Source organism: Paenibacillus rhizolycopersici, from assembly GCF_014947195.2.
GTDB classification, from domain to species: Bacteria; Bacillota; Bacilli; order Paenibacillales; family Paenibacillaceae; genus Fontibacillus; species Fontibacillus rhizolycopersici.
The window spans coordinates 51,765-73,482 of sequence record NZ_JADCNN020000003.1; the positions used below are offsets into that span (position 1 = coordinate 51,765).

At 53.6% G+C, this 21,718-nt stretch carries 17 protein-coding genes; all 17 read right to left on the reverse strand.

The window, feature by feature from the left end:
• Window positions 1-56: 56 nt before the first annotated feature.
• The 17 genes from IM700_RS04080 to IM700_RS04160 all read right to left on the reverse strand — a co-directional run bounded on the left by IM700_RS04080 (window position 57) and on the right by IM700_RS04160 (window position 21,713).
• Window positions 57-875 carry a MerR family transcriptional regulator gene (locus tag IM700_RS04080; protein ID WP_193416347.1) on the reverse strand — a complete coding sequence of 273 codons (819 nt, stop codon included), beginning with the start codon at window positions 873-875 and terminating at the stop codon, window positions 57-59.
• 124 nt (window positions 876-999) lie between these two features.
• The gene (gene sigG, locus IM700_RS04085) at window positions 1,000-1,782 is read right to left on the reverse strand and encodes an RNA polymerase sporulation sigma factor SigG (protein ID WP_036621413.1); all 783 of its coding nucleotides are present in this window, start codon (window positions 1,780-1,782) and stop codon (window positions 1,000-1,002) included.
• A gap of 104 nt (window positions 1,783-1,886) precedes the next feature.
• A complete protein-coding gene (sigE, locus tag IM700_RS04090) occupies window positions 1,887-2,609 on the reverse strand; it encodes an RNA polymerase sporulation sigma factor SigE (RefSeq protein ID WP_009225609.1) in 723 nt (240 codons plus the stop codon).
• 19 nt (window positions 2,610-2,628) lie between these two features.
• Entirely contained in the window at window positions 2,629-3,594 is a 966-nt protein-coding gene (spoIIGA, locus tag IM700_RS04095) for a sigma-E processing peptidase SpoIIGA (RefSeq protein WP_239483609.1), read from the reverse strand.
• Between the two features lie 192 nt (window positions 3,595-3,786).
• Window positions 3,787-4,902: a cell division protein FtsZ gene (gene ftsZ / locus IM700_RS04100; protein WP_155607746.1), complete on the reverse strand. Its 1,116-nt coding sequence runs from the start codon at window positions 4,900-4,902 to the stop codon at window positions 3,787-3,789.
• A gap of 56 nt (window positions 4,903-4,958) precedes the next feature.
• Window positions 4,959-6,209, reverse strand: a complete 1,251-nt coding sequence (gene ftsA / locus IM700_RS04105; protein WP_155607747.1) for a cell division protein FtsA — start codon at window positions 6,207-6,209, stop codon at window positions 4,959-4,961.
• Window positions 6,210-6,452: 243 nt separating this feature from the next.
• Window positions 6,453-7,220, reverse strand: a complete 768-nt coding sequence (locus tag IM700_RS04110) for a cell division protein FtsQ/DivIB (protein ID WP_193416349.1) — start codon at window positions 7,218-7,220, stop codon at window positions 6,453-6,455.
• A 119-nt stretch (window positions 7,221-7,339) separates the two neighbouring features.
• Window positions 7,340-8,620 (reverse strand): UDP-N-acetylglucosamine 1-carboxyvinyltransferase, encoded by a 1,281-nt coding sequence (gene murA, locus IM700_RS04115; RefSeq protein ID WP_239483585.1) that lies wholly within the window; start codon window positions 8,618-8,620, stop codon window positions 7,340-7,342.
• 16 nt (window positions 8,621-8,636) lie between these two features.
• Complete coding sequence (gene murB / locus IM700_RS04120) at window positions 8,637-9,542, reverse strand: UDP-N-acetylmuramate dehydrogenase (RefSeq protein ID WP_193416351.1); 906 nt, start codon at window positions 9,540-9,542, stop codon at window positions 8,637-8,639.
• A gap of 213 nt (window positions 9,543-9,755) precedes the next feature.
• On the reverse strand, window positions 9,756-10,877 hold the full coding sequence (murG, locus tag IM700_RS04125; RefSeq protein ID WP_193416352.1) for an undecaprenyldiphospho-muramoylpentapeptide beta-N-acetylglucosaminyltransferase: 1,122 nt from the start codon (window positions 10,875-10,877) through the stop codon (window positions 9,756-9,758).
• A gap of 4 nt (window positions 10,878-10,881) precedes the next feature.
• Window positions 10,882-11,979 (reverse strand): stage V sporulation protein E, encoded by a 1,098-nt coding sequence (spoVE, locus tag IM700_RS04130; protein WP_193416353.1) that lies wholly within the window; start codon window positions 11,977-11,979, stop codon window positions 10,882-10,884.
• A gap of 49 nt (window positions 11,980-12,028) precedes the next feature.
• Complete coding sequence (gene murD / locus IM700_RS04135; protein WP_193416354.1) at window positions 12,029-13,453, reverse strand: UDP-N-acetylmuramoyl-L-alanine--D-glutamate ligase; 1,425 nt, start codon at window positions 13,451-13,453, stop codon at window positions 12,029-12,031.
• Window positions 13,454-13,456: 3 nt separating this feature from the next.
• Entirely contained in the window at window positions 13,457-14,422 is a 966-nt protein-coding gene (mraY, locus tag IM700_RS04140) for a phospho-N-acetylmuramoyl-pentapeptide-transferase (protein ID WP_155607754.1), read from the reverse strand.
• Window positions 14,423-14,445: 23 nt separating this feature from the next.
• The gene (locus IM700_RS04145; RefSeq protein ID WP_418888764.1) at window positions 14,446-15,846 is read right to left on the reverse strand and encodes a UDP-N-acetylmuramoyl-tripeptide--D-alanyl-D-alanine ligase; all 1,401 of its coding nucleotides are present in this window, start codon (window positions 15,844-15,846) and stop codon (window positions 14,446-14,448) included.
• Window positions 15,846-17,336 carry a UDP-N-acetylmuramoyl-L-alanyl-D-glutamate--2,6-diaminopimelate ligase gene (locus IM700_RS04150; RefSeq protein ID WP_193416356.1) on the reverse strand — a complete coding sequence of 497 codons (1,491 nt, stop codon included), beginning with the start codon at window positions 17,334-17,336 and terminating at the stop codon, window positions 15,846-15,848. The genes IM700_RS04145 and IM700_RS04150 overlap by 1 nt, the downstream gene beginning before the upstream one ends.
• Window positions 17,337-17,416: 80 nt before the next feature.
• Window positions 17,417-19,381, reverse strand: coding sequence for a stage V sporulation protein D (locus IM700_RS04155; protein WP_193416357.1), 1,965 nt, complete (start codon window positions 19,379-19,381; stop codon window positions 17,417-17,419).
• A gap of 85 nt (window positions 19,382-19,466) precedes the next feature.
• On the reverse strand, window positions 19,467-21,713 hold the full coding sequence (locus IM700_RS04160) for a penicillin-binding transpeptidase domain-containing protein (protein ID WP_193416358.1): 2,247 nt from the start codon (window positions 21,711-21,713) through the stop codon (window positions 19,467-19,469).
• Window positions 21,714-21,718 lie beyond the last annotated feature (5 nt).

The following is a 21,718-nucleotide window of genomic DNA, read 5'->3' on the forward strand; positions in this document are numbered from 1 at the left end:
ATAAACGGATGAACTAAGGCTTCTCTACAAGCATAAACCTTGGTGCGGCACCAAGGTCAATAGGATTCCTCTATGGGGATATGTATTTCCAAGAACGATCGTTTCTGGCCTTCATGATTTTCGGTCAACATCAACCGTCCGGTTGTGGCGCCGGAAATTACATATTGATGTTCAACCATGTAATCCAGCATAAATCGGAATGCCTCTATGGAAAGGTGCTCGCTCTGCGGCGACAAAATCACCGAAGACAAGCAACGGGACGGAGGAATATGCTCCAGATGCTCGTCAAATCCAATCCCAAGCTCACGCACGTCTTCATCCGAGATCGACAAGCCCCAGCTGTAATCCAAAAGCTCCTCCTCCGATTCGATGGAGTTCTGCTCGATGCGGAAGCAATAAAAAGAGTAAGGCAACAGCTCCATCAAAGCGTTTATAGTGCCTTCCAAACCCTTTGTGTTCAGCAGGTTGTTTTTATCCGTTTGCTTTAATCGATAAAGTCCCGGCCTTTCCACAAGCGTGCATTGGTATAACCGATTCTCCATACTCTGAACTTCTCGGCTCAATTCGCTTAGCTTATGCAGCAACATTGTGCTTTTGCGAATCTCTTCCGTCAGCTCCTGCTTGCTGTTCTCCATCTTATCGAGAATGTCGTCAAGCGAGGCGTTTTGAATGAGTTCAGCTACGTCCTGCAGCGGAATCTGCAGGCTTCGATACCAACGGCTCATCAATAGATCCCGAGCATCAAGGTCGTTGAAATAGCGGTATCTGTTGTGACGATCCTTCATCGGCTTGACGATGTCATGCTTTTCATACAACCTTAGCGTATCCCGGGTGATACCCAGCAACGAGGAAAACTCGCCTATGCAATATTTCATGTTCCTTCCCTCCCAGCGTATCTCACGTCAGCAAGCCTATCGCACCACTTCTATGATACCGAAGGAGAAGAGAATCGAGATATGGAAATGTTCACATTAAAAAAGGTCCCCGCAGGGACCGGACTTACGACTTCACATGCTTTTGCATTTGTAAAATGGCGGATTTCTCGAGCCTGGACACTTGAGCCTGGGAGATCCCAATTTCGTCGGCAACCTCCATTTGCGTTTTTCCTTCAAAGAAACGCATGGACAAGATCATTTTCTCGCGGCGGCCCAACCGCTGCATCGCTTCGCGCAGTGCGATCTCCTCGATCCAGGAAACGTCCTTGTTCTTGTCATCGCTGATTTGATCCATCACGTAGATCGGGTCACCGCCATCATGGTAGATCGGTTCGAACAAGGAGACCGGATCCTGGATGGCGTCGAGGGCAAAGACAACGTCTTCCTTCGGCAAGCCTAATGCCTCGGAGATTTCAAAAATCGTGGGCTCACGCGAGTTCTGATTGGTCAGGTTGTCCCGCATTTGCAACGCCTTATAGGCGATGTCTCGCAGACTGCGAGAGACGCGGATCGGGTTGTTGTCCCGAAGGTATCGCCGAATTTCCCCAATAATCATCGGCACGGCGTAAGTGGAGAATTTGACGTTTTGCGATAAATCGAAATTATCGATGGCTTTCATGAGTCCGATGCAGCCAACCTGGAACAGGTCGTCCACATACTCCCCCCGATTGTTGAACCGTTGGATGACGCTCAGCACGAGTCTCAGATTGCCATTTACTAACTTTTCTCTGGCTGATCTTACGTGGTCCTGCTGCAACGAGTGGAACAATTCACGCATTTCCGCATTGGTTAGAACGGGCAATTTTGCGGTATCGACACCGCAAATTTCGACTTTGTTTCGGGTCATCGTGTCTAAACCTCCCAAGGAGAAACTAATGAACAGTATCTCCCGGGACTGTATTTTTATTCCGCAGCCATCCTTCCATGACCAAGCAAAATCTCGACGCCGATTTAGACCATCTTGTTAAATTCCTTGCGCAGCCGTTTAATGATTCGTTTCTCCAAGCGCGAAATGTAGGATTGCGAGATGCCTAGCAGATCGGCCACATCCTTTTGCGTCTTTTCGTCTCCGTCGACCAGACCGAACCGCAGCTCCATGATCATGCGTTCCCGCTCGGTCAATTTGTCGAGCGCTTTGTGCAGCAGCTTGCGGTCTACCTGCTCTTCGATGTTACGATAGATCGTATCGTTCTCCGTGCCTAAGACGTCGGAGAGTAGCAGCTCGTTGCCGTCCCAATCGATGTTAAGCGGCTCATCAAAGCTCACCTCGGTGCGAATTTTGCTGTTCCGGCGCAAATACATCAGAATTTCGTTCTCGATGCATCGAGAAGCGTAGGTGGCCAGCTTGATCTTCTTCTCAGGGTCAAAAGTGTTGACCGCCTTGATCAACCCGATCGCACCGATGGATACCAAGTCCTCAATGTTAATTCCCGTATTCTCGAACTTCCGGGCGATATATACGACGAGTCGCAGGTTGCGCTCGATCAACATGGCCCGAATCGCCGAATCGCCGCTAGGCAGTCGCTGAAGCAAGTATTCTTCCTCTTCGCGCGTTAAGGGAGGTGGCAGCGCTTCGCTACCCCCGATATAATAGATTTCTTCGCTTTTTAGCCCAAAAAGAAACAGCAGCCGGTAATACTGGAGCTGCAGCATCATTTTCCACTTAACATGCATGGTTTCATGTCCTCCTAAGTTACGTTCCCGTTTTACTGATGGTGTCTGAGTTATCCTTCGTCTCCGCTGACTCAATCAGGGCGGGATGAACGATCGCCCGGTAAGTCCCTTCCGTCGATAATCGCCCCCCGTCCAAGCCGATCAGCACTCGAGTCGTACGATGTTCCCGTCCTTCCAGACGCACCGTCACCTCATCGGGTTTGAGCGCCAGCATAAATTGCGTGCCTTTGTTGATGCCCCGATAAGGAACCAGCCGCAACCGCTCCGGCCAAGGAAAATCACCGGCTTCCGTCAACTCCAGGATGAGGTTGTCCGCACGCTCGTCAGCCAGCTTCCCCCGATACGATGGGGGGAGAACCCGCTCCCAAAGCGAAGCTTCCATCACCGTTACCGGAAGCCGGCTGAGCGGATCCGTTAACTGATTGCCTGTGTCGATCAATCCCGTGCAGGCAATCGTCGTATCTCCGATACGCACCTCCATCTCGGCCAGAAAGGAGTGAATCCGCTCCTGACGCTGGCGTGCAGCGATCACCCGTTTAAACCAAAACAAAACGACAAAAAAACATACCAGGATAAAGAACGCTCCGATTTTGATCGAAAACGAAAGCCCGCCGGACGCCGAATACCAAATCCCACTCCAGATTTCACCGGAGTCCTGCAGCAAATAATGCACTCCCAGTATCCCGCCGGCCGCCGCAAAATTGACAATATAAAAAGCTCCCATATTCCTTAAGTAATTTTGCAAACTTCCAAATCCGAATGCGATCCAAAGCATCACGACAGAGAATAGAAACTTCACCAGAAACGTGTACAGAAACGAGAGCTCCGGCAAAAACATCATCACGACGTACATCGCTCCAACGCCTGCCGACAAGGCCAGACGCCAGAAGATGATTTTTTGCTTTCGCATCCAAGCCGTGACCAGGAGTAAGCTTGCATCGATCAATAGGTTCATGAGGAATAGGAGATCGATATAGACAATCAACGGCATTCACCTGCCTGGGTAGATGGTTATCAGTATAAAGAGAACGAACGAGAAAGTCTGTCTAAAATTGAAAGTAGAATGCCACTATTTTTGTCGACATAACCGAAGAGATTCGCATAATCGAGGCGTAGAAAAAAGACCTTGTCCAACTTCGGGACAAGGTCTTGGGGAAGACATCTAAAGATTGATAACCTATTCGTTATTGTTCCGCGAACGGTTACGGAGAAACGTCGGAATATCCAGTTGGTCGCCGCTAGGCTGGTTGCCAAAAGGTCTCAGCGTGGAAGCTTGACGGGAATCCTGCGGTTCTGGCGCGCCAGGAGCGGATGCCGCCGGCTTGCGGTTAGGCAACGGCTTGTTCTCGAACCCCGTGGCGATCACCGTCACTTTGATCTCTTCCTTCATGTTCTCGTCAATGATCGCACCAAAGATCATGTTCACTTCTGGATCGGAAGCGGAAATTACGATCTCGGCGGCTTCATTTACCTCGTACAGTGACAAGTTGCCCCCGCCGGTAATGTTCATAATGACACCGCGCGCGCCTTCGATCGAAGTCTCGAGCAGCGGACTCATGATCGCTTTACGCGCAGCTTCAGCTGCACGGTTCTCGCCGGTCGCAAGACCGATACCCATCAAGGCGGAGCCGCGTTCGGTCATGATCGTCTTCACGTCGGCAAAGTCGAGGTTGATCAGACCCGGCACAGCGATCAGGTCGGAAATCCCTTGAACCGCCTGACGCAATACGTTGTCCGCTTCGCGGAACGCTTCCAGCATCGGCGTTTTCTTATCCACAATCTCAAGCAAACGGTCGTTCGGAATCACGATCAGGGTATCGACCTTCTCTTTCAAGGCTTCGATACCGAGTTCTGCTTGCGAAGAGCGCTTACGGCCCTCAAAGGTAAACGGACGGGTTACGACGCCAACCGTCAGCGCGCCGCATTCTCTGGCGATCTCGGCGATGACCGGTGCAGCACCGGTCCCGGTTCCGCCGCCCATGCCAGCGGTTACGAACACCATGTCCGCGCCCTTTAACGTATTGGCGATCAAATCGCGGGATTCTTCCGCCGCTTTCTTACCGACATCCGGATTAGCACCGGCGCCTAGACCGCGGGTAAGCTTGTCCCCGATTTGCAATTTATGCTCAGACTTGGCTAAATGCAGCGCTTGCGCGTCCGTGTTGACCGTAATAAATTCCACGCCCTGCACACCGTTCTCGATCATCCGGTTTACGGCGTTGCTACCGCCGCCGCCAACCCCGATTACCTTGATCTGTGCCAAGCTCTCCATTTCGAAATCAAATTCCAACATACTCTTCCATCTCCCCCTCAATATGCATGGATGGCCCGTGCATCATTCCTAAACCACTATATAAATTCGCTAAACAAGTTCTTAAGTCGTTCCATCAAGCCCGTCTTCCGAGCGGTTTCCTGCGGTCCCGGAGCCTTGCTCCGGTTCGCGTTCTTCTTGGGACTTGCGCTGCTGCGGACGCGTATGTTCTTGATGACCTTATGCAAAATCCCTACCCCGCCGGTAAAAGCCGGATCGCGAACGCCGATGAAATCGGGCACGGCAATCCGTACGGAAGCTTCCAGCTCCTGCTGGGCAATCTTGAGCAGTCCCGGCATAGATACGGTTCCGCCGATGAGGATATATCCCCCCGGCTGCTCGCTGTAGCCAAGACGTTTCACTTCCTGACGAATCAGTTGGAAAATCTCCTGTACACGTGGCTCCGCAATAGCGGCCAGATCCTCCTGCGTAAACTCCTTGTCCACATTGCTTCCGATCCGCGTCACCTTGAAGGTCACGTCCGACGCCGCGTCCTCGATCGCAGCACAGCCGTATTTCAGCTTCGCTTTTTCCGCGTGGTCCGTTAACGTCCGAAGTCCGTAAGCAATGTCGTTCGTTATAAATTCTCCCCCAATCGGAAGCGTGGATGTCGCTACGATCGTGCCGCTTTCGAATACAGCGATCGTTGTGGAACCCGCACCGATGTCCACCAAGACGGATCCCATCGTTTTTTCGTCCTTTGACAACGCCAATTGTCCCGATGCTAACGACAGCAAAACCAGATCGCGAATTTTAAGTCCGGCCTTCTCCACACAGCGAAGCAAGTTATGAATCGCCGTTTTGGATCCCGTGACAATCGTCGCTTCAACTTCCAGTCGCACGCCGATCATACCGCGCGGATCCGAAATGCCTTCCAACCCGTCTACGATATACTGTTTGGCTACAACATCGATGATTTCGCGTTCCGGCGGCAGCGCAATAACTTCGGCTGCCTTCAGGACACGTTCAATGTCCTCTTCACCGATCTCTCGGTCTTCGTTTTGTACGGCTACTACCCCGTGGCTCGTTTGGAGTCCGATGTGATTTCCCGAAATGCCGACATACACTTCCGATATCTGAATATCTACCATCCGTTCCGCATGATCCACAGCGCTGCGAATCGACTGCACCGTCTGGTCAATATCTACAATCGCGCCTTTTCGTATTCCTTCCGAGTCGGCAGATCCAACCCCAATAATATTAAAGGTTCCATTACTAATTTCCCCAATAATAGCACGAACTTTGGATGTACCGATGTCCAAACTAACAATGATGTCATTGTTGCTCAAGCCCCTGGCACCTCCTATTTCCCCATCAAATATACTTACCGTGTTAGATTCACTATCTACTTAATTCAACGCCATTTAACCTTTCCCTCTTTTTTCTACAAATTTTTTGACTTCCAAGTTTTACATCCAATAGGCGGAAGTTCGATGATCCTACGGAATAGGATCCTGGCCATATCTGCAAAATTAGAAGAAAAAAGAGGGAGAACGTCAACTAGCCCATAAAATGTATTTTAACATTGTTTTTCAATCATGAGTAGTATCATTTTGTCCATCGTTCTCGTTCTCCGCCGTGGAGTAGGGAACATAGGAATCGGCATCGAGCATCGTCAGCTTACCGGGGTCCTGGGTTTGCAGAATCTCGTTCATGTATTCCGCTTTTTTAGCCAGAAGCGATGTAGCCGAGATGATTTCAAATTTGGACCTCGTATAGAGCTTAATCCGGTCCGGATAGGATAACGTAGGCGATGGGACAATCTCGGAAATATCGGCGGTCAGCTCGTCCGGAATTTGCGACAACGTTCGGCAAAGTTTGACCAGACTTTCGTCATCCGCCTTCCAACCGGTCAAGATTGGCTTGTCCACCGGCATCGATCCGTCCTTGAGTTCGATTCGCGTCCCATTGGCGAGTAACCCCTGCAGTTTACCTTCTCCGGTCAATGCATAGGCCGCGATTGGATATTCCTCGATACGAATATTCACGCTGCCGGGAAACGTCTTGTCCACTGTCGCCTGCTTCACCGAGGAAACGTCTTCCAGCTTGCGGGCGATATGATCCGCGCTGACAGCAAAGAACGGGGAACCGACCTGAAGGCCGGTAACGCCTAGGAGTTCTGCTTCGGTCGTATACGTATTGCCTTCAAACGTAATTGCGGAAATTTTGCTAAGAGATGAACGAAAGAAAAGGACGCACAGCAGGGCGAGGAACAGCAAGATGAGAATCGTTTTGATTTTCCGGCCGCTTTTCTTCTTAGGCGCGGGTTCTTTTAGGACGGGTACATTTGCTTTTGGCATGTCATTTCTCCGCAACTTTCTGAATAAGTATTACAAAGCCTATTATCCCCTCCAGGGGAGGGGACAAAAGTTTTGGGCTATCACCAATGAAGGTTCGCGAAATCAGAAAGCCTTTCAGCTTAGGCCAAATCCAACTGCCGCATGGCAGGAGACTCTCGGCGCACTACGCCACCTAAACGCTGAAACATCGTTTCAATCCGATCGTAGCCGCGGTCAATATGATGAACTTGCTCAACCACCGTTTGCCCTTGGGCTGCCAAACCAGCGATGACCAGCGCCGCACCTGCTCGCAAATCGGTCGCTTCCACGGTCGCGCCGTAAAGCCGGGGAACCCCGCGAATGAACGCAGAATTCAAGTCCACCGTAATATCGGCCCCCATGCGGACAAGCTCGTCGACATGCTTGAACCGGCCTTCGAACACGGTCTCCTTCATGACGCTCAAACCATCTGCTAAAGATAACAGCACCATCACCTGAGACTGTAGATCGGTAGGAAAAGAAGGGTAAGGTGATGTGACGATCCGCTCAACCGCTTTGGGGCGGCCCGCGCTGCTCAACGTTATTATATCATCCGTCACTCCGATTTGAACACCAGCCCGCTTCAGCACATGCAGCAGGGATACCAGATGCGAAGGGTTGCTATGGGTGAGGGTCACGCTGCCGCGGGTTGCGGCGACGGCAATCAATGCCGTTCCTGCAACGATACGGTCTGGGATAATCTCGTAATCGCAAGGGAGAAGTCGTTCCACCCCTTTGACCGTAATCGTGTCGGTCCCGGCGCCGATAATGCTTGCGCCCATGGCATTCAAAAAGTTCTGCAAATCTTGAATCTCCGGCTCCCGCGCCGCATTGGTTATAATGGTGGTTCCTTCGGCCAGCGCAGCAGCCATCATGATGTTCTCGGTCGCACCTACGCTGGGAAAATCCAAATGGATATCCGTACCGATCAGTTTTCCGGCTCTGCACCAAATTTGCTGATCGTACTCCTCAATCTTCGCCCCTAAAGCTTCAAGTCCCTTCAAATGCAGATCGATTTTCCGTTCTCCGATCGCACAGCCGCCCGGTTGATAAATGCACACTTCCCCGAAACGCGCGAGGAGCGGCCCCATCAAAAAAATGGAAGAGCGCATCTGTTTCATCAAATCTTCCGGCACATGGCTGGAGTCCGCTCCTGACGTATCTACGGTCACCGTATCTCCCAAATGGACGGCTCTGCAGCCCAATCGGCCGAGGATACCTAACATGACATCAATATCGAGCAGGCGGGGGACATTTCGAAGTTGTACTTTGCCTTCCGCCAACAGCGATGCGGCCAGAATCGGCAGTGCGGCATTTTTCGCTCCATGGATACGAATGGTTCCTGATAGGGGTTTCCCGCCTTCGATCACCAATTTGTCCAATGTATCACCTCCGAGTTTACCGTTCACCCACGAAGAAGACCTCCGGCACCAGCGCCACGCCGAACTTGCCTTGGACGGTGGCCTTGACTTGCTCCATGAGCGCAAGAACGTCCTCTGCTGTCGCTTGCCCGGTATTGACGATGAAATTGGCGTGCAGCGTGGATACTTCGGCCCCGCCGACTTTCGTCCCTTTGAGTCCCGCCGCTTCGACCAGCCTCGCGGCATGATCTCCGGGGGGATTGCGAAATACGCTGCCTGCGCAAGGCTGCGTCAGCGGCTGCGTTTTACGGCGACGGTCCTTATAGGCCGCCATAGCCGCCGCGACTTCCAGCCGATCGCCCACGGCAAGCGAAAAACATGCCTGTGCCACGATCCCTCGCTGTTCATGCAGGACGGAATGCCGGTAGGCAAACTTCATATCCTCCGCTGTGTATGTGACCAATTCACCTGTCTCCAGAACAATGTCAGCGGATTTAAATATACGTGACACATCGGACCCGTGGGCACCAGCATTCATGTAGACGGCGCCGCCGACCGTTCCCGGGATTCCTCCGGCAAATTCCAGCCCGGTTAACCCCTCTTTGCCCGCCATGATGCTGAGTCTGACGACGGACGCCCCGCCTCCAGCGCAGACTTCCGTGCCGGTGAAAGCAATCTGTTCCAGCCCTGCTCCCAACCGAATGACACAGCCTCGGATTCCCTTGTCAGAAACAAGGAGATTGGAGCCTTTTCCGATGATCATCCACGGAATTCCCTCCGCATAGAGTAGACGCATCAGCTCAGCAAGCTGTTGAGAATTCTCCGGAACGACCATCGCATCCGCCGGTCCGCCGATTTTCCATGTTGTGTACTTTGACATTGGCTCATTCGGCAAGACCTCTAAGGCTTCCAGCCTGGTCAAATGTGATATCCACTGCTGCATCGTATAACCCTCCTTGACTTGTATGGCGGATTCCTTCGGCGTCAAACGCCGGGTGCCGCTGTTCCAAATCGGCAGTCAACGACTGCCGGAGCCCGGGTCCCGCGGAGGGGGATAGCCCTCCCCGCTTGGTTGTCACGATTTATAGAGTATCTTATGCCTCCCTCACGGAGAGTGTGACAATCGCCCAGACCATGGGAACCAGGCTGTCCGCCGCTAGCTGCGGCTTTGACGGTTTTGCGACAGTCTCCGCATCTGCTCTACAACGAGATGGGCGGAATCCGGCTTGCCTAGCGCACGAGAGGCGGTTGACATGGCGGTATGCCGTGGCAGATCGTTCATCACGCGCTCTATAGATGCATACAAGCTGCCCCCCGTCAGTTCCGGCTCCAGAATCACCTCCGCCGCGCCAGAGCTCTCCAGCGTGCGGGCGTTTTTCTCCTGGTGGTTGTTTGTGACGTTCGGCGAAGGAATCAGGATAGCTGGAATGCCCAGCGCCGTAATTTCCGCCAAAAAAGAAGCCCCGGCGCGGTTTACGATCAACGAAGTGCAGGCCAGGACCTCCGGCATGTTGTGGACATAAGGAAGGACTTGCAAATTGGCGGGCAATTCACCGGTCTTCGCCTTGATCGCTTCCACCGTCGAGGTATAGTAGCTGTCCCCGGTCACATAAACGAATTGTAAATGCTCCGATTGCTTCAACAACGGTGCCATCTCTACCATCGCTTCATTGATCGCTTTGGCGCCGCGACTGCCACCGACGACCAGCACGACAAAGCTGGATTCCGGTAGCCCAAGAGTTTCGAAGCCCTTTCGTTTATCCGCTGCGTAAACGGTAGTTGCTCGCGGATTCCCCGTATATACGACATGTCGGGCCGAAGGAAATGCGGAACCCGATCCCTCGAAGCTGACGGCAACCGTCGACACGTATTTGCTCAAGAACCGGTTCGTCAAACCCGGGATGGCATTCTGTTCATGGATGATGCTAGGGATACCCAGCTTGGCCGCGGCATAAACGACCGGACCACAGACATAACCGCCTGTTCCGATGACTACGTCGGGCTTAAACTCCCTAAGTAGCTTTTTGGACGTCTGCACTCCCTTGAGAAAACGCATGATCGTTCTCACATTATCGAACGACAGCTTCCGACGGAAGCCGGTAATATCAATCGCTTCAAACGGAATTCCCTGCTTGGGGACCAGCGAGCTTTCCAACCCGCGCTTGCCTCCAATGTACAAAAACTCGGATCCGGGAAATTCCTCGGCGCATTGGCTGGCGACGGCTAGTGCCGGGTAGATGTGACCCCCGGTTCCGCCGCCGCTAAGTACGACGCGCATATCCTCACCTCGCGTAACGGGATAAATTAAGTAAAATGCCTAGCGCGGTCAGCATCAGCGTAAGCGACGACCCCCCGTAACTGATCAGCGGCAACGTTATGCCGGTGACCGGCATGAGGCCGATAACGACGCCGATGTTGATCACGACCTGTACGCCGACCATCCCGACAATACCGACAGCCAGCAAGCTGCCAAAGGTATCCTCGATCGTCATTGCCACGCGCATGCCGCGCCACACCAAAATCAAAAACAACAACAGGACTAAGAGTCCGCCAATAAAGCCCAACTCCTCGGCTAGGATGGAGAAAATAAAATCCGTTTGCGGCTCCGGCACATAACTGTATTTTTGCCGGCTCATTCCGAGCCCCAACCCGGCCAACCCTCCCGGTCCGATCGCGTACAGCGACTGAATGATCTGATAACCCGCGCCCAATGGATCCGACCACGGGTCCAGGAAGGCGGTGATGCGTTTCAGCCGGTAAGGCGCTGCCAGGATCAAGCCAACGAAACCTAACCCGCCCACCGCAGCCAAGCCGGCCAAATGCCGAATGCGCGCGCCTGCGGTAAACACAATTAACAGGGACGCGCCCAGCATCACCGTGCCTGTCCCCAAATCGGGCTGCAGCATGATCAAGCCGAAGGCGAGTCCGATGATGCCAAGCGGCGGCAGCAATCCTCGGGTAAAATGCGTGATCTTGTAATCTTCTTTGCTGAGCCAGTAGGATAGAAACAAAATCATCCCCAGCTTCATGAACTCGGACGGCTGGATGCCAAACGAGCTGATCCCCAGCCAACTGCGCGCCCCTCCGCGCACGACCCCGATACCGGGAATCAGCACGATGACGAGCAGGGCAAAACAGAGAAACAGCCCGATTTTGGCGTATTTCCGCAACAAGCGGTAGTCCAGATTCATCATCAGAACCATCGCGATTAATCCGAGCACGGCAAACAACAGCTGTCTTTTGACAAAATAAAATGAATCGCCGTAATCATGGAAAGCGAGTACCGAACCCGCGCTGTATACCATCACGATTCCGATCGCCAGCAGTCCTAGAATGCTGGCCGCCAGCCAAAAGTCCGGCGCAGTACGGCTCTTGCCCATCGTGGATGCCACCTCTTGACAGAAAGTAGGGGCTTTTCCACCCCCCTACTTAAAGGGTATGCACCGCCTCTTTAAAAATGCGTCCACGCTCTTCATAGGAAGGGAACATATCCCAGCTGGCACATGCCGGCGAGAGTAGAACCACGTCTCCCTGCTCCGCCAGGCCGGACGCCTCCTTCAGCGCGGTACGCAGCGTTTCCGCGGCGCTGTCCACAGTATCGACCAGCACGATGTTCGCTAGACCCGCCAGCTCGGCAACTCTAGCGATTTTTTCCTTCGTCTGGCCGAGGGTAACGACGGCTTTCACCTTCTCTTTGAAAACCGGCAGCAGTTCCATATAATCGGAACCCCGATCCAAACCGCCGGCGATCAATACGATCGGCGCTTGCAACGCGCCCAGGGCCATGACCGTCGCCTTCGAATTGGTCGCTTTGGAGTTGTTATAGTACGCGACGCCCTGCTTCTCGTCCACGTACTCCAAGCGATGCTCCACGCCGCGGAAGGTCCGCAGCGGCTCAGCTAGCGCCTCGGGCGCAGCTCCTGCGGCAATCGACGCCGCAACGGCCGCCAGCGCGTTCTCGACGTTAAAGCGCCCCGGCAAGGCGATATCGGCGATATCGACGATACTGCGCACCTCGCCGTCGGCTCCTCGATACATGATGCGACGGGCCAACCCATCCTCTACGTCCGGTATGTACGCCGGCTGGACATAGACGCCCTCCGATTTCAATTCCTCGGTCATCGAGAAGGGAATCAGCTGCGCGTGAATATATGGCACAAGCTCCCGGCACACAGGGTCGTCCCAATTGATGACGGCGCGGTCGGTTTTTCGTTGGTTCGCGAACAGCTTGGCTTTGGACGAGATGTAATCATCCATCGTTCCGTGGTAATCCAGATGCGTTTCCGCGACATTCAATAGGCAAGCTACTTCAGGTCGAAACTCCCTCGTGCCCTTCAACTGAAAACTGCTCAGCTCGGCGACAAGCCAGTTGCCTGCATCCGCCTCCTCCGCAGCCTCACACAGTGGAGTTCCGATATTTCCGGCGACAATCGGTCTCATCCCAGCAGCCTCCAGCATGTTGCCGATCCAGGTTGTCGTCGTCGTCTTCCCGTTGGAACCGGTGATGCCGAGGATTGGTGCCGGGCTAAGCAAATAGGCTACCTCGACCTCCGTTACTACCTCGATGCCAAGCTCGAGCGCGCGGGCCACAGGAGGAGCGGTGTATGGGATTCCAGGGTTTTTGACAACCAGCGAAATCCCTTCATGGATCAACCCCTCCGGGTGACCGCCGCATACAACAGAAATTCCCAAAGCCTCCAATTCGGATGCTTCGGGACACTGATCTCTTTCCTTTTTATCGTTGACCGTAATGAGGGCGCCATAGTTGTGCAGGGTTTTGGCGACCTGAACGCCACTTCTCGCCAAACCGAGAACGACGACTTGACGCCCCCGGTAATCTTCTGGATGATTCATCTTTTACAACCCCTTGTTCAAGTAAAGTCCAATGATCGCCAACACCAGTCCAACCGACCAAAACGTAACGACGACACGCCATTCCGACCATCCGGATAACTCGAAGTGATGGTGGATCGGGCTCATTTTAAATACCCGTTTGCCGCGCGTCTTAAATGAGACCACTTGAATGACGACGGACAGCATTTCGATCACGAAGATTCCGCCGATCACCAGGAACAGCAGCTCGGTTTTGGTAACGATGGCAATCGCTCCGATCGCCCCGCCGATGCCCAGCGAACCGGTATCGCCCATGAACACCTTGGCCGGGTGGGCGTTAAATACGAGGAAGCCCAACACGGCACCGATCATGGCCGCCGCGCAAACTGCAGCTGGAAGCGAGGTCACCTGCATGGCGATCACCGCAAACGCACCCAATGCAATCGCGCTGACGCCGGACAGCAAGCCGTCCACCCCGTCGGTAAAATTAACCGCGTTGGTCACCGCCATCATCATAATGACAATAAACGGATAATAGAACCACGGCCCCCAATCCAACGCAAACTGCGTTCCCGGAACGCTGATCGCGGTGCTGTGACCTTCCGAGATCAGCAAAACGCACATGATGCCGGAGAATAGCAATTGTCCAATCAATTTCTGTCTGGGCGTGAGACCCAAAGACCGTTTAAACACAATTTTGATGTAATCATCGAGAAACCCAACTAGCCCAAAGCCAAGTGTAGCGACCAAGAGCACATAGAAGTCGGTATTCACGACCGAAAATTTCAGATAGGCCAGCGTAAACGCCAATAGAATGATCATGCCGCCCATCGTTGGCGTTCCGGCCTTTTTCAAGTGACTTTGCGGCCCTTCGCCGCGGATTTGCTGGCCGAATTTGAGCCGTCTCAGCAGCGGAATCACCAGCGGAGCCGAGATGACCGCCAGAATAAAGGATACGCCGATCGTTAACAAGATAAGTCCAAAATCCATGGGATCCCCCCCTTTCGCTGGTATTATGGTGTGAGCTCACTAGTTTTGATCGCTTCGACGACTTCTTCGAGTTTCATGCCTCGGGAAGCCTTAACCAAGACGACGTCCTGCGGATGCAGCAGTGAAACCAGCTTACGGATCAGTTCAGACTTATCAGTATATGCAAAAATGCAGTCCGGGTCCATCTGTTTCTTGGCTCCTTCGGCGATTTGGCGGGAGAGCGGGCCGTAAGCGAACAGCAGATCCGCCATGCCCGGCGTCAACATTTCTCCGATTCCACGATGGTACTCCAACTCAGAAGCGCCAAGCTCCAGCATATCGCCAAGCACAGCTACCTTCTTGCGGTACCCCTTCATATGATCCAAAACGCCGATTGCCGCCTTCATGGAGGTGGGACTAGCGTTATAGGCGTCATTCAGGATTGTAATGCCGCTGCGGCCGACAACGACCTCGATGCGCATCCCGGTGAGCTCCACGTTGCTGAAGCCTTCGCGGATCGCCGACTCGCTCACCTTGTAGTGACGGGCAATGGTAATGGCGGCGAGCGCGTTGGTGACGTTATGCTCACCTAAGAGCGGCAGCTCAAACGGCGGCTCCCCTTCGCTGCCATGCGGCGTAAACAATGTTCGATTGTCGGTGAAGAGAATGCCGGTTGGATAGGCGTCATTTCCCGGTTGAAGCCCAAACGTTGCTGTTTGCAACCCTTCCGGCTTCGCAGTGGACGGCTCGGCCAACACCTGAGGGATCAGAGGTTCGTCCCCATTGTATACGAATAGCCCTCCCGCCTTCATGCCCGCCAGGATCTCCAGCTTAGCCCTTGCGATCTCCTCCCGGGAGCCGAGCTGCTGCAGGTGGGATTCACCGATGTTGGTGATCACCGCCGTTTCGGGTTCGCCCAGTTTCGAGAGCAACTCGATTTCATGACGGCCGCTCATGCCCATTTCGAGCACGACGATTTCAGTATCCTCCGGCATGGCCAGAAGCGTCAACGGAAGGCCGATATGGTTGTTAAAGTTCCCTTTGGTTTTATGCACTTTATAGGTTGTAGACAAGAGAGCGTATACCAGGTCTTTGGTTGTCGTCTTCCCATTGCTCCCGGTAATGCCGACCACCTTGGCCCCGGTTTCGGTCAAGTACGATTTGGCCAGCGCCTGCAGCGCGATCAGCGTATCGTCCACGAGTACGGTCGGACCCGGCGGCGTTCCCTTCGATCGAGCCCATAGGCATGCGCCTGCTCCCGCCTGCAGGCAGTCCGCGGCGAAATCATGGCCGTCGAACCGTTCTCCCGCCAGCGGTACAAACAAACAGCCTTCCGTTATTTGCCGGGAGTCCGTAACCACGCCTCGCACCAGGATGCCGGCATCGCCCGCCTCTCGAATCTGTCCGCCGCACATCGCGGCAATTTCCGCTAAGTTTCTTCTAATCACTTTGCCAAACCCCTTATCGCTTCTTTTGCTACGATTCGATCATCAAAATCGAGCACCTTGGATCCGATCAATTGGTAGGTTTCATGTCCCTTCCCCGCAATCAATACTACATCCTCACGGCTTGCCATTTCAATAGCCTTTTGGATGGCTTCGCGGCGGTCGACGATCAACTCGTAACGCTCTTGATCTACGCTGTCGTCTAGCAATCCCTGCTCGATATCACGCAAAATCGCATCCGGATCTTCGGTCCGCGGATTGTCGGAGGTGACAATCACCTGCTGCGCGTATTTCGCGGCAATGCGTCCCATAATCGGTCGTTTCGTACGATCCCGATCCCCGCCGCAGCCGAACACGCAAATGACCCGTCCTTTAGCGAATTCATTTACCGTGCGCAACACGTTCTCCAAGCCGTCCGGAGTATGTGCGTAATCGACGATCACGGCGAATTCTTGACCTTCGTCGACGGCCTCCACCCGACCCTCTACGCCTTTGACGGATTCGAGGCTAGCTTTGATCTGCTCCAGCGAAATGCCTTCCAGCAAAGCTGCAGAGATGGCTGCGAGCGCATTGTAGACATTAAATTTGCCAACCATCCGCAAAGAGATATCCGTGCTACCGCAGAACGAATCTACATGGAAGGACGTCCCCCGGGCGGTAATGGAGATGTTTGAGGCTCGCACATCCGCCTCCTGTTCCACTCCGTAAAAAATCACTTCTGCCGCCGTCTGTTTAGCAAAGAAGGCGCTTGCCGGGTCGTCGGCGTTCAGCACCGCATAGCTGCGCTCCTCCGGGTTCTCCGCATACGTATTGCCAAGCCGGGAGAAGAACAATGCCTTGGCCCCCCGGTAGTCCTCCATCGTTTTATGATAGTCCAGATGATCCTGGGTCAAGTTCGTGAATACGGCGGTACGGAAGCGAGTGCCTTTGACACGGCCCTGGTCCAGCGCATGGGAGGATACCTCCATCACGCAATACTCTCCGCCGCCTTTGGCCATATCATGCAAATAATTTTGCAGTTCAAGCGATTCCGGCGTTGTTCCCGACATTGGATAGGTTTGCCCGGCAAACCGGCGTTGGATCGTGCCGATCAAGCCCGTTTCCCGGCCCTGATCCTGCAAAATCCGCTCGATCAAATAGGTCGTGGTCGTCTTGCCGTTCGTGCCGGTCACGCCGATCACCTTCAGTCGCGAGCTCGGCGAACCGAAAAACACGCCTCCAAGCACAGCCATCGCCAGTCGGCTGTCCTTCACCTTAAGCTGAGGCAGCCCGGCGTTATCCAGCCAACGTTCCACCACAAGTGCAGTCGCGCCTTGCTCAGCAGCCTGCCGAGCATAATCATGACCATCCACGGTGTGGCCGGGAAGGCAGATAAACAGATCTCCCGGTTCTACCTTGCGCGAATCGATGGCGATCCCTGTGCAGGACGTTTCCCCATCCCCTCTGATCTGCGAAGCCATTAAATAAGTTGCCAGTTCCTTAAGCAGCATAGGATACCCCTCCGTCTTTCAACTACGTGCTCTACACACTTATTCTATATTATCACCAAAAATTGCTCAGTTCAGGAATATTATTCACTTGTGATCGGATTATGATCATGTTGTAGTTCTGCTTCAGCTTCACTGCCCATGTAGATGCGGATGGTAGAGCCCTTCTCCACCCGAGATCCCGCTTTCGGCGCTTGGTTAATGACCACGTTGCCGGCGCCGGATCTAGCTAGATTAAAGTTCATGTTCATATCCTCGTAGATCTCTTGCGTCGTGTGGCCGATAAGGTCAGGCACCGTAACGATCGGGATCTCCCCATATTTGTATTTCTTCGTGACCTGCTGCTGACGCGGCGGAACCTTCATATATTCCAGCGCGTCTTCCATGATGTTACGTACGATCGGCGCTGCCACCACGCCGCCGAACTGGATACCCTGCGGGTTATCGACTGCGGTATAAACGACGATTTGCGGATCGTCTGCCGGGGCGAAGCCGATAAACGAAACGATATGTTCATTTTGCGAATAACGTCCGTTCACGACCTTTTGCGCCGTCCCCGTCTTCCCGCCGACCCGGTAACCATCGATAAACGCGTTCCCGCCTGTCCCGTTGGCTACGACGCTTTCCAGCGCCGTGCGGATCTGCTTGGAGGTCTCCTCCGAAATCACCTGCCGCACCAGCTGCGGCTTTGTCTCGGAAACGACCTCGCCCGTATCCGGATTCGTCCACGACTTGGCGACGAAAGGCTTGAACAGCTTGCCTCCGTTAATCGCCGCGGACACCGCGGTAATTTGCTGAATCGGCGTGACCGATACGCCTTGTCCGAACGAGGTTGTCGCCAGTTCGACGGGGCCAACTTGGGGCAGCTTAAACAAAATCCCGTTTTCTTCCCCATTCAGATCAATCCCTGTTTTGCTGCCGAACCCGAAGTTTTTGATATACTGGAACAGCGTTTCTTTACCCAGCCGTTGGCCTAAGGCTACGAAACCGGGGTTGCAGGAGTTCTCCACAACTTGAAGGAACGTTTGACTGCCGTGGCCGCCTTTCTTCCAGCAGCGGAGCGTCGCCCCGCCGACCTTGACGTAACCGGGATCGAAGAACCGGTCATTCAGTAGGTCGACCTTCTTCTCCTCCAGCGCCGCCGCCAGTGTAATGATCTTGAACGTGGAACCCGGCTCGTAGGTCATCCAGATCGGTAAATTCCGGTTATAAACCGCCGAATCGTATTCCTGGTAGGTTCCCGGCTCGTACCCCGGTCTGGCGGCCATGCCGAGGATTTCGCCCGTCTTCGGATTCATCGCGATCGTCAGCGCCGAATCGGCTTGCAGCCGGTCCATGGCCTGATCCAGCTCGCGTTCGATAATGCTCTGGATCGTTTTGTCGATCGTCAAGTTGAGATTCAAGCCGTCCTTCGGCTCTACATATTTCTCTGAGGAGCCCGGCATTAACCGCCCGCCGGCGTCCGACAAATAAGATACGCTGCCGTTCATCCCGCTAAGCAAGCTGTCGTATTTACTTTCCACACCGGTCAACCCCTGGTTGTACCCGCCGGTAAAGCCCAAAATATGTGCGGCAAGTCCGCCAAATGGGTAGTAGCGCTTATTATCTTCAGCGACAACAATACCCGGAAGAGCCAAATCACGAATTTGCTGCGCTTTTTCCATCGTAATTTTGCGTCCGCCGGGTTGCAGCCTGACTATGGATTGTCTCTTGGTAATCGACTTCAGAACTGATTCCTCGGTCATCCCTAGGAGCGGCGCCAGACTCTTGGCCGTCTGTTCCGGATTCTTGATCTGCACCGGAATAGCCATCACCGTTGGCGTCGTAATATTATAAGCGAGCACGTTGCCGTTACGGTCGCTGATTTCGCCCCGTTTTGCCGAATAGGGAATGTTTCGGCGCCAGGAATCCTCCGCTTTGGCAGACAATTCGGCGCCTTTTCCGATTTGAACGTAGGCAAGACGTACTGCCAGAGCCGCAAACAGCAAACACAACACCATTAACAGCCAGAACAATCTTCGTCTGACGGTAAACTTGGATACTTTCACAGGTCGCCCTCCTAACCCATCCTGAAACCTCATCATGAGTGTACTCATCACATGACTATTCAGGACAACCAGGGGTTAGAACAAGCTATGGCGAGTCCTGGACCGCATTTCCGCCCGTACCATCGCCTTCTCCGCCATCGGTGCCGGTATCTTCCGTCTGTCCGTCGTCGGTAGATACTTCCTCTTTGTCAGGAGGTTCCAGTGTAAGAATGACACGTCTCCCTCCGTTTTCATTAACGACTTCCTGTGAAACGACATACCCTTCACCTTCCGCTGTGACCGGGATCTGCAGCACGGACAGCAGTTCCATCGCATCGCGCAGCGATTCGCCTTGCAGGTTCGGTACGTTGATATCCGATCCTTTCTCAGTGAGCAGGTAAACGAATTGTCCGGTTTTCAGCGTACTTCCCGCCTTAGGGAATTGGGAAATAATTTCCGTCCCTTTCCCATAAGTGGCATAGGAAATGCCGCTTGCCGTCAGCTTATCTTTCGCCTGCTGGACCGCAAGACCGCCCACGTCAGGCACCTTCGGCCCCGTAACGCTGGTCTTCAACTGCGCATCGGCCGCGCCGCCTTCCAATTTTTTCGGAACTCCCATGTACTGCAGCGTTTGATTCACGATCTTCTTGAATACCGGAGCCGCTGCGGTTCCCCCGCCCAGCTCGGAATCCTTCGGTTCGTCGATCAAAACGATGACCGCAATTTTCGGATCGTCCACCGGCGCGTAGCCAATAAACGACACGACCTGCTTCGTATAGTCGTATTGTCCATTCACAACTTTTACCGCGGTCCCGGTCTTGCCGGCAATCCGGTAGCCGTCAATGTAGGCGTGGCGTCCGGTCCCGATCTTTTGGTCCGAGACGACCTGTTCCAAATAGGTTCCGACTTCTTTAGCCTTTTCCGGCGTGAGGATCTGTTGAACGACCTTGGGTTTGGTGTCCTGCGCTTCACCGGTTTGCGGATCCGTAATCGACTTCACGATATGGGGCTCCATCAGCTTTCCGCCGTTGGCGATCGCCGATACCGCTACGATTTGCTGCAGCGGCGTGACGAGCAGCTTGCCGTGACCGTATGCCATCGCCGCAAAGTCGGCTTGCTGTACCGGATCCACGATCCCTTTGGATTCGCCCGGAAGCTCGATGCCCGTCTTTTTGCCGAATCCAAATTGGTCAACGTAAGTTTTCAGCCTTTCCGGTCCCAGCATCTCGTAACCGAGTTTGACGAAAGCAACGTTACTGGAGCGCTTGACGCCCTCCAAATAAGTGATCTCGCCCCAACCGGATCGCTTCAAGTCATGGATGGTTTGTCCCGGTACCCGGATGCTCCCGGACATGTACGTTGCGTTCGGATTGAACAAGCCGTCCTGTACCGCTCCCGCCAAGGTCACGATTTTAAATGTGGAGCCCGGCTCGTAGACCGACTTGATCGCATGGTTATAAAAATTCTTCTGATCGACGTCCGCCCAGTACTCGTTTGGGTTATATGTAGGCATATTGGCCATGCCGAGAATTTCCATCGTGTTCGGATCGGCTGCGATCACCGTCATACTGATCGGTTGCAGCTGAGCGTAAGCTTCTATCATCGCCTGCTCGATATAATATTGAATGGTATAATCGATCGTTAACTTCAGATTATCCCCGTTTTTCGCCGGCGTATAAATCTCACTCGCCTTCGGAATTTCAATACCGCGACCATCGCGCTTGTATTCGATCGAACCGTCAACGCCTTTCAACTGCTCGTCGTAAAAAGCTTCGAGTCCGGATACCGCCTTACCTTCACGGTCGAGATAACCCAAAACGTGGGAAGCTAAGCTTTGCTTCGGATAATAGCGTTTTTGATCCTTGATGATATAAATGCCGACGTCTTGCATGTCTTGATGTTTTTCTTTCAACTCGCCGATGAAGGCTTGTACCTGGTCTCTTAAGTCCTGGTCAATTTTCCAACCTTCATTCCGAACTTCGCGTTGCGTAAAATACTCGCCGGATTCTTTCTTGGCGTTTACGATGTCCCGCAACTCGTTCTCGTCTTTCCCGAGGACTTTGCCAAGTCCTTCAACCACCTCGTCCTGAAGGTCGTATTTGTTTAAGAGTTCAGGATTCACGGCCACCGTATAGGCCGGAGCGTCCACCGCCAAAACATCGCCGTTTCGATCGGTGATCGTTCCCCGTGTCGCCGGCAGCGGCTTTTTGGTTGACCAGAGTTCCTCTGCATGCGCCTGCCAAAAATCAGCCTGCACAACCTGCAACCAGAACGCTCTACCCATCAATACAGCAAAAAAGAGGGTAATACATCCCCCTATCAGCAGTGTTCGAAGCTTTATTCGCTTGATCATGGCAA

What these genes read in the sequence shown, in the direction of transcription:
- IM700_RS04080 (WP_193416347.1), bottom strand. Translation starts at nt 875, where the DNA reads ATGAAATATTGCATAGGCGAGTTTTCCTCGTTGCTGGGTATCACCCGG.
- sigG (WP_036621413.1), bottom strand. Translation starts at nt 1,782, where the DNA reads ATGACCCGAAACAAAGTCGAAATTTGCGGTGTCGATACCGCAAAATTG.
- sigE (WP_009225609.1), bottom strand. Translation starts at nt 2,609, where the DNA reads ATGCATGTTAAGTGGAAAATGATGCTGCAGCTCCAGTATTACCGGCTG.
- ftsZ (WP_155607746.1), bottom strand. Translation starts at nt 4,902, where the DNA reads ATGTTGGAATTTGATTTCGAAATGGAGAGCTTGGCACAGATCAAGGTA.
- IM700_RS04110 (WP_193416349.1), bottom strand. Translation starts at nt 7,220, where the DNA reads ATGCCAAAAGCAAATGTACCCGTCCTAAAAGAACCCGCGCCTAAGAAG.
- murB (WP_193416351.1), bottom strand. Translation starts at nt 9,542, where the DNA reads ATGCAGCAGTGGATATCACATTTGACCAGGCTGGAAGCCTTAGAGGTC.
- murG (WP_193416352.1), bottom strand. Translation starts at nt 10,877, where the DNA reads ATGCGCGTCGTACTTAGCGGCGGCGGAACCGGGGGTCACATCTACCCG.
- spoVE (WP_193416353.1), bottom strand. Translation starts at nt 11,979, where the DNA reads ATGGGCAAGAGCCGTACTGCGCCGGACTTTTGGCTGGCGGCCAGCATT.
- murD (WP_193416354.1), bottom strand. Translation starts at nt 13,453, where the DNA reads ATGAATCATCCAGAAGATTACCGGGGGCGTCAAGTCGTCGTTCTCGGT.
- mraY (WP_155607754.1), bottom strand. Translation starts at nt 14,422, where the DNA reads ATGGATTTTGGACTTATCTTGTTAACGATCGGCGTATCCTTTATTCTG.
- IM700_RS04150 (WP_193416356.1), bottom strand. Translation starts at nt 17,336, where the DNA reads ATGCTGCTTAAGGAACTGGCAACTTATTTAATGGCTTCGCAGATCAGA.
- IM700_RS04160 (WP_193416358.1), bottom strand. Translation starts at nt 21,713, where the DNA reads ATGATCAAGCGAATAAAGCTTCGAACACTGCTGATAGGGGGATGTATT.